This window comes from Luteibacter sp. (genome assembly GCF_009912395.1).
In the GTDB taxonomy this organism is placed as follows: domain Bacteria; phylum Pseudomonadota; class Gammaproteobacteria; order Xanthomonadales; family Rhodanobacteraceae; genus Luteibacter.
The window spans coordinates 97,085-111,163 of record NZ_WNDO01000017.1; the positions used below are offsets into that span (position 1 = coordinate 97,085).

At 63.9% G+C, this 14,079-nt stretch carries 9 protein-coding genes; 6 read left to right on the forward strand and 3 right to left on the reverse strand.

The features are described 5' to 3' along the window. Window positions 1-66 precede the first annotated feature (66 nt). From mnmG to GAK28_RS15765, 5 genes are all read left to right on the forward strand, one after another. Complete coding sequence (gene mnmG, locus GAK28_RS15745; RefSeq protein WP_291781146.1) at window positions 67-1,941, forward strand: tRNA uridine-5-carboxymethylaminomethyl(34) synthesis enzyme MnmG; 1,875 nt, start codon at window positions 67-69, stop codon at window positions 1,939-1,941. 81 nt (window positions 1,942-2,022) lie between these two features. Further along, window positions 2,023-2,793, forward strand: a complete 771-nt coding sequence (locus tag GAK28_RS15750) for an RDD family protein (RefSeq protein ID WP_291781149.1) — start codon at window positions 2,023-2,025, stop codon at window positions 2,791-2,793. A 101-nt stretch (window positions 2,794-2,894) separates the two neighbouring features. Continuing rightward, window positions 2,895-5,228, forward strand: a complete 2,334-nt coding sequence (locus GAK28_RS15755) for a Tex family protein (protein WP_291781152.1) — start codon at window positions 2,895-2,897, stop codon at window positions 5,226-5,228. Between the two features lie 202 nt (window positions 5,229-5,430). Continuing rightward, the gene (locus GAK28_RS15760; RefSeq protein WP_291781154.1) at window positions 5,431-7,227 is read left to right on the forward strand and encodes an autotransporter domain-containing protein; all 1,797 of its coding nucleotides are present in this window, start codon (window positions 5,431-5,433) and stop codon (window positions 7,225-7,227) included. A 187-nt stretch (window positions 7,228-7,414) separates the two neighbouring features. Beyond that, window positions 7,415-8,014 (forward strand): hypothetical protein, encoded by a 600-nt coding sequence (locus tag GAK28_RS15765; RefSeq protein WP_291781157.1) that lies wholly within the window; start codon window positions 7,415-7,417, stop codon window positions 8,012-8,014. 42 nt (window positions 8,015-8,056) lie between these two features. Here the strand turns inward: GAK28_RS15765 and GAK28_RS15770 are convergent, their stop codons facing one another. Next, window positions 8,057-8,656 carry a TetR/AcrR family transcriptional regulator gene (locus GAK28_RS15770; RefSeq protein WP_291781160.1) on the reverse strand — a complete coding sequence of 200 codons (600 nt, stop codon included), beginning with the start codon at window positions 8,654-8,656 and terminating at the stop codon, window positions 8,057-8,059. A gap of 226 nt (window positions 8,657-8,882) precedes the next feature. Between GAK28_RS15770 and GAK28_RS15775 the strand changes: the two genes are divergently transcribed. Next, window positions 8,883-9,281, forward strand: coding sequence for a hypothetical protein (locus GAK28_RS15775; protein ID WP_291781162.1), 399 nt, complete (start codon window positions 8,883-8,885; stop codon window positions 9,279-9,281). A 65-nt stretch (window positions 9,282-9,346) separates the two neighbouring features. Here GAK28_RS15775 and GAK28_RS15780 read toward each other — a convergent pair whose 3' ends face one another. After that, window positions 9,347-10,195 carry a YbaY family lipoprotein gene (locus tag GAK28_RS15780; protein ID WP_291781165.1) on the reverse strand — a complete coding sequence of 283 codons (849 nt, stop codon included), beginning with the start codon at window positions 10,193-10,195 and terminating at the stop codon, window positions 9,347-9,349. Between the two features lie 454 nt (window positions 10,196-10,649). Further along, on the reverse strand, window positions 10,650-13,676 hold the full coding sequence (locus tag GAK28_RS15785) for a TonB-dependent receptor (RefSeq protein WP_291781168.1): 3,027 nt from the start codon (window positions 13,674-13,676) through the stop codon (window positions 10,650-10,652). Window positions 13,677-14,079: the final 403 nt, after the last annotated feature.

A 14,079-nucleotide genomic window follows, 5' to 3' on the forward strand; every position in this document is an offset into this window, starting at 1 on the left:
CCGCGCCTGCGGACGGGGCGTGGCACGCGTAAACTAGTCCACCGGCCCTACGCCCGAATCCTTCCCATGCTGCATCAAGAAACCTACGACGTGATCGTGGTCGGTGGCGGTCACGCCGGCACCGAGGCCGCGCTGGCCTCCGCGCGCGCCGGCGCACGCACCCTGCTGCTCAGCCACAACATCGAGACCATCGGTCAGATGAGCTGCAATCCCGCCATTGGCGGGATCGGCAAGGGGCACCTGGTGAAGGAAATCGACGCCCTCGGCGGCGCCATGGGGCGTGCCGCCGACCGTGCCGGCATCCAGTGGCGCACGCTCAACGCCTCGAAGGGCCCCGCCGTGCGCGCCACGCGCTGCCAGGCCGATCGCGCCCTGTACAAGGCCGCCATCCGGTCCCTGGTCGAAACCCAGCCCAACCTGTGGTTGTTCCAGCAGGCGGTGGACGACCTCATCCTCACCGGCGACCGAGTCACCGGCGTGCGCACGCAGATGGGCCTGGATTTCCATGCCGGTGCCGTGGTGCTCACGGCCGGCACCTTCCTGGCCGGGAAGATCCACATCGGTCCCGCCCAGTACGCGGGCGGCCGCGCCGGCGATCCGCCGGCCTCCACGTTGGCCGCGCGACTGCGCGAGCTACCGGTGGCGGCCGATCGTCTGAAGACCGGCACGCCGCCGCGCATCGACAGCCGCAGCATCGATTTCTCGAAGCTCGAGGAACAGCCCGGCGACGATCCGATGCCGCACTTCTCCTTCATGGGCTCGGCGGCCGACCATCCGCGCCAGGTAAGCTGCTGGATCACGCACACCAGCGAAGCGACGCACGAGCTGATCCGTGGATCGCTCGACCGCTCGCCGCTGTACAGCGGGCAGATCGAAGGCGTCGGCCCGCGCTACTGCCCCTCCATCGAAGACAAAGTGGTCCGCTTCGCCGAGAAGACCTCGCACCAGATCTTCGTGGAGCCCGAAGGCCTCGATACCTTCGAGATCTACCCCAACGGCATCTCCACCTCACTGCCGTTCGATGTCCAGTACGCGCTGGTGCGCTCCATCGCCGGATTCGAGAACGCCCACATCACCCGCCCCGGCTACGCGATCGAGTACGACTACTTCGATCCGCGCGGCCTGCATCCGTGGCTGGAAACGAAGAACATCCCGGGCCTGTATTTCGCAGGGCAGATCAACGGCACCACCGGCTACGAGGAAGCGGGCGCGCAAGGCCTCATCGCCGGCATGAACGCCGCGCTGGCCGTACGTGGCGAAGCGCCGTGGTATCCGCGACGCGACGAAGCCTACATCGGCGTGCTGATCGACGACCTCACCACCAATGGCACGATCGAGCCCTACCGCATGTTCACCTCGCGCGCGGAATACCGCCTGCACCTGCGCGAGGACAACGCCGACCTGCGCCTGACGGCCCAAGGCCACGCGCGCGGTGTCGTGCCCGACGACCGCTTCCATCGCCTGGAGGCCAAGCGCGAAGCGACCGAACGCGAGACCGCACGCCTGCGTGGCATCTGGGCGGCTCCCACGAACACGCTTGGCGCCGCCGTGGAGCGTTCGCTAGGCATCGCCGTCAGTCGCGAGACGCACGCGCTCGACCTGCTGCGCCGCCCCGAACTGGACTACGCCACACTCACCGCCGTGCCCGAGCTGGGGCCTGCCGTGGAAGACGCTGAAGTGGCCCTTCAGGTCGAGGTGCAGGCGAAGTACTCCGGCTACCTGGAGCGCCAGCGCGACGAGATCGAGCGCCAGCGTCGCCATGAATCGACGGATATTCCCGAAAGCTTCGACTACGACCGCGTGCGCGGCCTCTCGGCCGAAGTGCTGCTCAAGCTCAAGCAGGCCCGCCCCGCGACCATCGGCCAGGCCTCCCGCATCAGCGGCGTGACCCCGGCTGCGATTTCGCTGCTGCTGGTGCACCTGAAACGCCGCGCTGCCTGAGCGTGTGCCCCACAAACGCGGGCAACCACCACGACATCTGGCATCATCCCGGGCAGTCAGCAAGCTAACGGAAGGACAACCATGCAAGTCTGGATCGGACGCAACGGTGAGCGCTTCGGCCCCTATACCGAGGATGACGTGCGCCAGTGGCTGCGCGACGGCACCTGCCGTGCGGACGAACTGGGCTGGTACGAGGGCATGACCGACTGGCGACCGCTCGACGAGCTGTTTCCCGACGCGCGCCCCGAACCCGCGACCAGCGCCACTCCACCACCCGTGCCGCCCTTCTTCGCAGCCGTCAACGAAGAAGTGCAACCCGAGTACGCGACGTTCTGGACGCGCGTGGGCGCCTGGATCATCGACTACCTGATCCTCATGGTGCCGTTCACCGTCGTCAGCATCGTGATGGGCGTGGGCGGCATGGCGACCGAACTCCTGCGCAACGTCGAGAGCAACCAGACTGCGGCCATCGCCGCCTACGCTGAAGCCGTGCGCCCTGTCGGCTACATCTTCGCGGCGATCGGCTTCATCTACTACACCCTCTTCGAAAGCTCCAAGTGGCAGGCGACGCCCGGCAAGATGGCCGTCGGCATCCGTGTGACCGACACCGCGGGCAAGCGTGTGTCCATGGCGCGCGCCGCCGGCCGCAACGCCATCCGCCTGGTGAATGCGATGGGTGCCTTCGTGCCCTTCGTGTTCTACATCGTCACCGCCTTCACCCAGCGCAAGCAGGGCGTGCATGACCTGCTGGCCAGCACCTACGTGTTGGTGGGCCGCGCCGACAAGCAGCCTGTCGCCGAACCGGCACCCCGCCAGGGCGGCACCGGCACCAGCGGTCGCTTCGACGCCTGATCGCCCCTCCCGGCCCGCCCAGGGCCGGGGTCTTGCCCGCGCTTGCTATCATCGGCGACCCGGCCCGACGCATGGCCGGCCGAGCAACGCACAGGAAAGACATGCAGAGCATCGAACAACGTATTGCCCAGGACATCGCCGCCAAGACCGAACAGGTACGCGCGGCGGTGGAACTGCTCGACGGCGGCGCCACCGTGCCGTTCATCGCCCGCTACCGCAAGGAAGTGACCGGCGGCCTCGACGACACGCAGCTGCGCCTGCTCGAGGAACGCCTGCGCTACCTGCGCGAACTCGAAGACCGCCGCGCGGCGATCCTCGACAGCATCGTCGAACAGGGCAAGATGACCGACGCCCTCAAGGCCGACATCCTCACCGCCGACACCAAGGCGCGCCTGGAAGACCTCTACCTGCCCTACAAGCCGAAGCGCCGGACCAAGGCGCAGATCGCGCGCGAGGCGGGCCTCGAGCCGCTGGCGCTGGGCCTGCGCGAGGATCCGACGCAGAACCCCGAGGCCGCTGCCGCCGCCTACATCGACGCCGAGAAGGGCGTGGCCGACGCCAAGGCAGCCCTGGATGGCGCCCGCGCGATCCTCATGGAAACCATCGCCGAAGATGCCGCCCTCGTCGGCGAGCTTCGCGACTGGCTGTGGGACAAGGGCCAGATCCGCGCCGCCGTCGTGGCCGGCAAGGAAAACGAAGGCGCCAAGTTCCGCGACTACTTCGACCATGTCGAACCGGTCTCGAAGATTCCCTCGCACCGCCTGCTCGCGCTCATGCGCGCCCGCAACGAAGGCGTGCTTGAGATCGACCTCAATCCCGCCCTCGATGCGGACCAGGGTCACGCCGAAGGCGAAGGTCGCGTCGCGGCACGCACCGGCATCGTCGATCGCGGTCGTGCGGCCGACGCCTGGCTGCGCGAGACGGTTCGCCTGACCTGGCGCGTGAAGCTGCACCTGCACCTCACGCTCGACCTGTTCGGTCGCGTGCGTGAGAACGCCGAGGACGAAGCCATCCGCGTGTTCGGCGACAACCTCAAGGACCTCATGCTCGCCGCGCCGGCCGGCGCGAAGACGGTGATGGGCCTCGATCCGGGCATCCGTACCGGCTGCAAGCTCGCCATCGTGGATGCCACGGGCAAGCTGCTCGGCTACGACACCATCTACCCGCACGAACCGCGCAACCAGTGGGACCAGTCCATCGCGCGCATCGCGCAGCTGTGCAAGCAGCACGGCGTGAACCTCATCGCGATCGGCAACGGCACCGCCTCGCGCGAGACCGACAAGCTCGCCGCCGAAGTGATCCGCAAGCATGCCGACCTCGGCCTGTCGAAGATCGTGGTCAGCGAAGCCGGCGCATCGGTGTACTCGGCCTCCGAACTGGCCGCCCGTGAATTCCCGGACCTCGACGTGTCGATCCGCGGCGCCGTCTCCATCGCACGCCGCCTGCAGGATCCGCTGGCCGAACTGGTGAAGATCGAACCCAAGGCCATCGGCGTCGGCCAGTACCAGCACGACGTGAACCAGGTGAAGCTCGCCCGCACCCTCGACGCGCGCGTGGAAGACTGCGTGAACGCCGTGGGCGTGGACGTCAACACGGCATCCGCACCGCTACTGGCGCGCGTCGCGGGCCTGTCGGCGAGCGTCGCCGAGAACGTCGTGAAGCATCGCGACGCGAACGGCCCCTTCCCGAGCCGCAAGGACCTCCTCAAGGTTCCGCGTCTGGGCGACAAGGCCTTCGAGCAGTGCGCCGGCTTCCTGCGCATCACCGGCGGCAGCAACCCGCTGGACGCCAGCTCGGTGCATCCGGAGGCTTACCCGGTCGTGGAGCGCATCCTCAAGCAGTGCGGCCGCGAGGTGAAGCAGGTCATTGGCGACACGTCCTTCCTGCGTGGCCTGAAGGCGGAAGACTTCACCGACGACACCTTCGGCGTGCCCACCGTGCGCGACATCCTCAAGGAACTGGAAAAGCCGGGCCGCGATCCGCGTCCGGAGTTCGTCGCACCCAGCTTTGCCGAGGGTGTCGAGGACCTCAAGGACCTGCGCGTGGGCATGGTGCTCGAAGGCCGCGTGACCAACGTGGCCGCGTTCGGCGCCTTCGTCGACATCGGCGTGCACCAGGACGGCCTCGTCCACGTGTCGGCGCTGTCGCACACCTTCGTGAAGGATCCGCGCGACGCGGTGAAGGCCGGCGACATCGTCAAGGTGAAGGTCATGGAAGTGGACCTGCCGCGCAAGCGCATCGCGCTCAGCATGCGCCTCGACGACGTCCCTGGCGAAGCCCGTGGCAGTCGCCCGGCCCAACGCGACGACGCGCCTGCCGGCAATCGTCGTGGCGGCCAGGGCGGTGGCGGACGGGGGCCCGCACCGGCCAAGCCCAGCGCGCCGCCGACCAACAGCGCTTTTGCGGACGCCTTCTCGCGCGCCCTCAAGAAATAAGCGTTTCCGGCAGCTTCGCGAAATTCCTCAACCCTTATCCATCCCGGGCTTGCGCCCGGGATGGATGGCGATGTCGTCCCCAAAACCCGCTCCAGCCCCACCGGAGCGGATTTTCCTGCCCTTACCGCAGCGCAGCATGCGCAGCCGTATGGGTTCCATTACCGTAACGTTTCTCTAACGCCCCACACACGGAGTGATTCAAATGCGCATTCGCCATCTTGCCGGTGCCATCGGCGCCGCCCTTCTGTTCAGTGCCGGGGCGCACGCCGACGGATACCAGCAGGTCGTTTCGTTCGGCGACAGCCTGAGCGACAACGGCAATCTCTCGATCCTCTCCCAGTCGCCGGTCGTCACCCGCTTCACCACGAACCCGGGCACGGTCGCCGTCGAGAACATCGCCAAGTACTTCAACCTGCAGCTGACCCCGTCGCTCCAGGGCGGCACCGACTACGCCTTCGGCGGCGCCCGCGCCGCCATCGCCAACCCGGTCCCGGCCACCTCGGCGCAGATCCAGCAGTACCTCACCGCCAACGGCGGCAAGGCCAACCCGAACGCCCTCTACACCATGTGGATCGGCGCCAACGACCTGCTCGCCGCCGCGCAAAACCCGGCCACGGCCCAGGTGACCGTCGCCACCGCCGCCTCGAACGAAGTGGCCCAGATCAAGGCCCTGCAGGCCGCCGGCGCCAAGACCATCGTCGTCTTCAACCTGCCGGACGTGGGCAAGACCCCGGCTGCCCTGTCGCAGGGCGCGGCGGCGTCCTCCGGCCTGACCCAGCTCGCCCAGGTCTACAACGGCATCCTCTCCGGCGGCCTGGCGTCCTCGCAGCGCGGCATCGTGCCGATCGACACCTACTCGCTGCTCAACGAAGTCATCGCCAATCCGTCGGCCTACGGCTTCTCCAACGTGACCACCCCGGCGTGCACCACGGCCAGCTCGATCAGCTGCTCGCCGAACACGCTGCGTGACCCGAACGCCGCGAACACCTACCTGTTCGCCGACGGCATCCACCCAACCACGGCCGCGCACGCCCTGCTCGGCCAGTACGCCGTGTCGATCATCGAAGCCCCGAAGAAGATCTCGGTGCTCGGCGAAGCCGGTCTCGCCACCAGCGCCGCCCACACCCGCGCGCTGCGCAACCAGATGATCGCCGACAACTTCGGCGCCGACTCGCGCGTCTTCGCGTCGGTCGAATACGGCCAGCAGAAGTACAAGAGCCAGACCAACTCGCCGAAGACCGATAGCGACAACGTCAACCTGACCGTCGGTGCCGACGCCAAGGTGGGCGAGAACTTCAACGTGGGTGGCGCGCTCGGTATCGCCCAGACCAACGCCGACTTCCAGGGCGGTGGCGGCTACAAGATGCAGGACATCGCCGGCTCCCTGTACGCGTTCTACCACCAGGGTGGCGGTTACGTCGGCGCCTACACCAGCTTCGGCCAGCTGAGCTTTACCAACATCGACCGCCGCATCGACCTGGGCGCCGCCCGCCGCACCGAAACCGGCAAGACCGACGGCTCGCACGTGGGCGCTGGCCTCACCGGTGGCTGGTGGTTTGGCAACGAGACGCTGAAGACCGGTCCGTTCGTCACTGTCGAGTTCGAGCAGCTTCGCGTGTTCGGCTACACCGAATACGGCGCCACGAGCACCGCGATGCAGTTCGGCAAGCAGACCCGCAATGCCCGCATCGAAACCGCCGGCTGGCGCGTGCAGGGCTCCTGGCAGTCGGGCAGCACCACGCTGCACCCGTTCGCCGAGATCGCCTACAACCACGACGGTCGTGCCGACAAGCGCTTCGTGACCGCCGGCCTCACCAACATGGCCGGTCGCTTCAGCGTCCAGGGCTTCACCCCGGACAAGAGCTGGGCCACCGCCGACCTCGGCATCGCCGCTGACTTCAGCCAGCGCTGGAGCGGCTGGGCCAGCTACAGCGGCCGTTTCGCCGACGATACGCAGCGCTACAACAGCCTGAACCTCGGCGTGAAGATGGCTTTCTAAGCCAGCCAACACCCTTGGCACCGAAGAAAAACGCCGGCCTTTGGCCGGCGTTTTTCTTTGCATCGGCAGGGACCGACCAAAATGGTTGAAATCCATCCGGCCCGCTCTGTAACCTAGTAACACCCCACGAGGTTGGCAGACCTCGCCCCCAGACACCGTACGGGCTCCCAGGAATCAAGGACTATCCATGCCCACATGGCTGCACGGCGCCCTTTCGACCATCAGGGACCATCGCAAGGCGTTCATCGCCCTCAACCTCGCCTTCTACGGCTTCTTCGGCCTGTGCATGCTGGTCGCCGCGTTCCTGCCCGATCTGCAGACCGGCAGCCTGACGGCGGCCGACCCCGTGCTTCCCCGGGCCGACCAGCTGAGGTTCGCAGGGCACGCCTATACCCAGGGCGAGCCCTGGATGTCGATCGCCGTGTCCTACCTGGTCGACCTCATCGCCTCGATCCTGCCCTCCCTGGTGTCATCGGCGACTTATCAAGAGGCCTCGATGTGGAACTCGCTGGTTCCGCAGATCGGTCCCGACTTCGACAGCTTCATGCCGCACTCGTTGACCTTCACCATCAAGGGCGAGGCTTACGTGCTGACGGCATTCGCGCTTTACGTCCAGCTGCGGATGTCCCTGTGGCCTCGCCGCTACGGCCTGGCATCACGGCGGAGCGGCATCGTGGCGGGAGCCCTGAACACGGCCCGGCTCTCGATCTTCATCGTCGTGGCGCTGGGCTTCGGCCTGGTCTACGAGAGCTTTGACGCCGTCCATTACCTTCCGCTGCTGCGATAAGTCCGTCCGACGGAAGCGTCGGTGAGGCGCTTTCGCCGACGCTCAGTGGCCCAGCCCGTCCATCGCCGTCGCAACGATGCAGTCGCGCCACTCCTCGGCAAGACCGAGCGTGACCGCGAGTACCGCCGTGATGCCCAGGCCTGAAAAGGCACTGGTGACGCGGACAATACGTTCCATACCGCATGTCTGCAGATCGATGCCCAGGGCCTGATACAGCGTCATGCCCATCGCTTCCAGTTCCGGCCGTGCCTCTTTCGGATCGGTGCTGGTCAACGCCTGAGCGAAGGCTGAGATACCAGGCCACCGATAGGTGAAATCGACCGATTGCTCCACCACGGCGCGATCCCGCTCAATGCCCACGGGAATAGCCACGACACGGGCGAGCAACGCCTGCATGTGGTCGTGCCCCGTCTTCAGCGCAGCCTCGTAGATCGCCTTTTTGCTGGGATAGTGATGGAGCAGGCCCGCTTTCGAGTAACCGACTGCATCCGCGATCTGCTGCAAAGACGTGTTCTCAAAGCCATGGCGTGCGAACAACGCAGAGGCACGGTCAAGGATGTCGGCTTTGGCGGGATGGGTCATGTCGGCACGCAAAAACGGTTTACGAGGATGCAAGGCGTGAAGATAGACGTCTTTCACCATCACGGGAACTGGAAACAACGTTGCGCGTGATTACTCGCTGCAGGCATCGCCAGCTCAGGAACCTTCCGTTCGTGAATCCTGATATCGATGTAGGTCTTCGCCTACATCGATATCAGGATTCACCGACAGGCTTCACCGCCAGTAAGACGTAATTTAACAGCCGGGGAAAAGGGGAGCCATGTTTTTTTCAGACTGAGGACCGCGAGTCCTTATCAGGAGAAACACCATGAATCGATACATTTGTTACGGCCTATTACTGAGCTTGATCAGCTCATCAGCCCATGCCGCAGTAGCAAATCCTACTTCGCTCAAATATTTCGATGAGAACGGTAATCTGGTCGGACAATCCATCCGACTATGTTCCAATCATTTATTTACGGGCGGAAACACGCATACGGCTTACTTCATTGAAGAAACGATGACGTGCAGCACCCAGGTCAAGGGAGTCGAACCTAGGGAGATCGTTCCCATCGTGCCCGGCACCAAAGTCACTCGCTACACACTTCCCGGATTTCTCGACATCACGACAGCTTGCCGGATAGCTCGATGCGTACCCGCACAGCTTCCCGAAGTCGATGTTCTCTGGGATGAAGGCTGGACCCCGGTGGAGGGCCGCGGCAAATAGCCCCAAACGCTCAAAAAAAAGCCGCCCAAGTGGGCGGCTTTTTTTGGATCACGGTATCGAACGACTTACTTCTTGCCGCCGGCCTTCGCGAGCATCGCCTCAGCCTGCTTGCGCAGATCGTTGGCGGCATCGTCCGAGAGCACGTCGGTCTTGCCGCCGGCTTCGTTGTCCTTCAGCACGAGCTCGCCGGCATCGTTCCAGCCCGCACGCTCGGTCGAGGTTGGCTTGCCGTCCTTGCTCGGCTTCTTTTCCTGCACGATGACCCACGGCTTGCCATTCTTGTAGGCGTAGTTGGTCGACGTGAAACCCTTGTCGCCGTAATCAACCAGCTCGATGATGAACTGGACGTCGTTGCCCTTCTTGAAGATCTGCCAGCCGCGCGACTCGCCTTCCTTCAGCGCGGTGCCCTGCGTCATCTTCATGCCGCCGATGTTCTTCTTGAGGCCGTTGAAGCCAGCAAGCTCTTTTTCACCCGGCGTGGCTTCACCCACGAGCTGGATGTTGGCGACGTTCTTCGCACCCTTGGTCAGCACCGGGGCCTTCAGCGGCGCGGTGTAGCGACGCTCGCCGTCCTGCAGCGTCACCTCGACGATGTACATGTCGTTGGGGTTCACGTCGCCCGGGTTGAAGTCGAGCTGGAACTGCTGCGGCAGGGTCACCGGGGCGATGGTCTTCGACGCCAGCGGCTGCGAACCCTCGGCGGATACATCGACCAGCTTCAGCTCGAGCTTGGCATCGGCCGAGACCGACTTGCCCGCGTCGCGCAGGGCCACGGTACCCGTGACGTTGTTGGCCGGGCCAGCGGCCTCGGGCGAACCACCGGCGGCGGCCTGCTGGCCGTTACCGGAAGAACCGCCGCAACCGGCGAGGGCCAGCGTGGCCACGGATGCGAGCGACAAGAAAATCCTGCGCATGGGTCGGAACCTCTGTAGCGGAAACAAGGTGGATGCGAGTCACGAAAGGATACGCACGCGCATGGCGCGCAAAACCTTCCGGGGGGAACCTTGGAGCATACCGGTAAAAGCGCCTTCGGAAAAGTCAAGAGTGAAAAGCCCCACGATCGGCAAATCGCGACGGGGTTGGCAAGCTGGCGGTCAGGTTTGCCGAATCGGCCCAAAAGCCAATTTATTCATATCTTTCAATATGATAAATAACCTATATGCCGGCCATGCTCTGTTGCCTCGCGGGTCGTAGAGCGACCGCCAGGTTGGCGCGTCGCTGCCTGACCGCCGCAGATCGTGACGCTTCCATCTCGGCGATAGAAAACCGCTGCCTTAGCCACCCCAAAAAAAACGCCACCCGGAATGGGTGGCGTTTTTTCGTTCCCAGTGTGCTGCCACACCGGGAACGACTACGAGAACCGATGGATCAGTAATCGTAGGTGATGCCGAAACGAAGGTAACGCGGCGTTTCCCAGGCCAGCGGCAAACGGTACGTGTTCGGCGAGTAGCTCGCCCTCAAGCGAGTCACCTTCTGCTCGTTGAACACGTTGTAGATGTTCACGTTGAATGCCAGCTTGTGGTCAGCGAACGACGGACGATATTCCGCATTGAGCGAGAAAATGTGCGTCCACGGCGTATCACCCGCAGACCCCGCCGGTGCCGGAGAGCCATTGCACCAGTGGTAGTAGTTGCCGTCATAAGCGGGCTTGGTCTGATTCGGGCCGTACAGACCCTCACACGAGGTCGGTGCGCCCGAAGCCATCGTCAGGATGCCCGAGACGTTCCATTCCGGATTGATCTGCCAGGAGCCAAACGCCTTGATCTGGTGACGATGATCGTTCGACTGACGACCACCCGCGTATTCCATCAGCACCGGGTAATCCCAGTCCTGGGTGGCGGCAATGTCCTGCTGGCTGATATCGGACTTGACCTGGCCTTCCGTGTTGCCGTAGCTCTTCGAGAAGGTGTAGGTCACGCGACCCCACCACGTACCGTCGAACGGATGCTCGAGGTAGGTATCCAGCGCGTAGTACTTGCGCTTCACGTGCGGGAAGCCGGCGTCGGCGTTGGTGATGGTGACGTTCGTGTAACCGCCACCCGCATTCGGCAGGCGATAGATGGCCTTCGTGCCCGGATTGAAGAAGTAGCAGCCGCGCAGACCGGTCAGGTCGGCACCCTGCAGCTCACCTTGCTCCTCGAAGACGTTGGTGTCGCAGGTGTCGTCGATGGCACGGTTGAGCTTGCGGTACGTGGCCTTCATGCCGAAGGTGTACTTGTCGTTCAGCGCCTTGTCGAAGCCCAGGATGTACTCATCCTGCGACTGGGCCTTCAGGTTCTTCGCCGTCACGGTCTTCGGATCCGGCGCCTGGCCGAACTCGCGGTTCGCCGAATAGGGGACGCCCAGACCGTTCGCCGTCATGATCGGCGTCAGGTTCAACGGCTGACCATTCGCGTCGATGCCACGATAGGTGTAGTACTCCTGCGTATACAGGGAGCCCGACGCACCACGCAGTGCGACGCTGGTCGGCAACGCGAGATAGTAACGACCGGCGTTACCATAGACCTTGAAGGTCGAATCACCGAACACGTCCCAGCTGAAACCAAGGCGAGGAGCCCACTGCGGCTTGGTTTCGCGGATGAAGGCATTGCCTTCCGGGTTGTAGTTCGTGAACTGGTCGTTACGCAGACCCAGCTTCACCAGCCAGCGATCGTTAACCTGCCAGGAATCTTCGATGTACTGCGCACGCTGCTCGACACGAACCGACGCGTTCGTCGACTGGATGTACTTGCTGACGTAGTAACCGTCTTCGCCGCCCGGGTAATTGGCCGGAGCATCGACACCGTTGGCGATGCTGCCGTTTGGATTGGTATTCAGACCATACTGCCACGAATAACCGGCGGTGGGCGCCATGTACGTGCTGTCGCGCAGATCCTGGGTACGCTGGTTATCGATACCCGCCGTGATCGTATGGTCGCCGAGCTTGTAGGTCAGGTCGATGCGGTAGTTCGCGCCACGCGTCTGGTGGCTCGGATCCTTGATCTGCTCGATCTTGTTGATATTGGTGATGGGATGACCGCCGGTATACAGCGGATTCTCATTTTCAGCGTTCGCGGCGTTGACCGGAATGATGTCCGCATACGGATTGTACGGGTCTTCGTACAGATCCGTGATCTGCTTGCCGTACTGCGCCGAAATGGTGAAATCGTCGGTGATGTAGCCGGTGTACTTGGCGATCCACATCCTGGCCGAGGTCTTCGTGGAGACATCAGGACTGATGAAAGCGCCACGATCTCCGGTGGCCGGATCGTACTCGTAGTTCGAACCGTTGTACTCGTGCTTGGTGGACGCCGCCGTCAGCTCGAGGATATGGCTATCGGTGATGTTCCAGTCGAGCTTGGCGTACCACTTCGGATCCTTGAACGTACGCTTGGTCTGCTGCTCGGACGTGGACGGCGACGTGTAGGTGTCCTTCGTACGGTCTGCTTCGACCGACGCGAACATGTACAACTTGTCCTTGATCAGAGGGCCGCCGACATAAGCGCTTTCGACGGCTTCCCAGCCCTTGTTGGCGCTACGATTCTGGTAGACCTGTCCGGACAGGGTACCGGGATAGGCTGAAGGATAGTGCGTGCTGCGCGGCGTACCACGACCCCATTCGGGCGTGTAGAGAATCTGCGCACCGAAGTGCCATTCGTTCGTACCACGCTTGCCGACCTGGTTGATCACGCCACCGTCGGAACGACCATAGGCGGCGCCATAACCACCCGTGAGCACTTCCTGCTGGTCGATCGAGCCATACGGCAGCTGGATACCACCGAGACCGTTCAGCGGATCGGTGACGTTCATACCGTTGATGTAGTAAGCGTTCTCGGTGACACCGGCACCGCCGAAGGACGACAAGGCCTTGCCGTTCGGACCCGTGAAGGCGCTGCTACCCGCCACGACGCCAGGTGCCAGCTGCGCAATCGAATCGGCATCACGCGCCAGCGGAAGCTTTGCCAACTGGGCCGAGGTGATGACCGTACGCGAGTCGACCTGCGAGATATCGATGGACGGCAGCGTGTTCGCCGAGACGGTCACGGCCGTCAGGTCCTGCGCATTGCCGGCCGGCGTGGCCGGCGCGTTGAACGATACTTCCGTACCCGCGCCGACGCGGATGGCGACGTTCTCGCGCGAGGACACCGTGGCGCCACCGCTCATCACCGAAACGTTGTAAGTACCCACAGGCAGTGAGCTGATCGTGTAACGACCGTCCTGACCGACGGTCACCGTACGCGTCACACCGGAATTGCTGGTGGCGGTAACCGTCTGACCTGCGGTCGCCTGACCGAAGATGGTGCCGCTGGTGGACTGGGCCAGGGCCGTGCCTGCGCCACCGAAACCCACCGCGAGAGCCAACGCCAACGCGGTATGACGCAGGACGGATGCCTGCCGGATGCTGCGAGAACTCATGTGCAAATCTCCCCAGATCGGCCCGAGCCGGGCCTGAAAACAAGCAAAACCAGCCAAAGGCCGGAAAAAGTGGCCTTGCCGTGCGCGGATCCGGGGTTAAAGCAGCAGCGCACACTCCTCCCAGAGTGACGTCGCCCCCATGAGACCTGCTCCCGACAAGCCCATCGACATCGTCTGAACGGGGATATTTCACGCTCGTGAAACATCCCTGACAGATTCGCCGAGGCCGAACATAGGCGCAGGCGGAAGCCCCTGCCAACAAATTATTTACAAGGACTTGCCGAAGACCAGCCTTCAGCAAGCCACGGATTTGCAAGGGTTAGTGGAAAATCCACCCGCCCCCGGATTGAGAAAAATCTCGAAATTTCATGCAGTTCGAAAAAAAAAGCCGCCGGGGAACCGG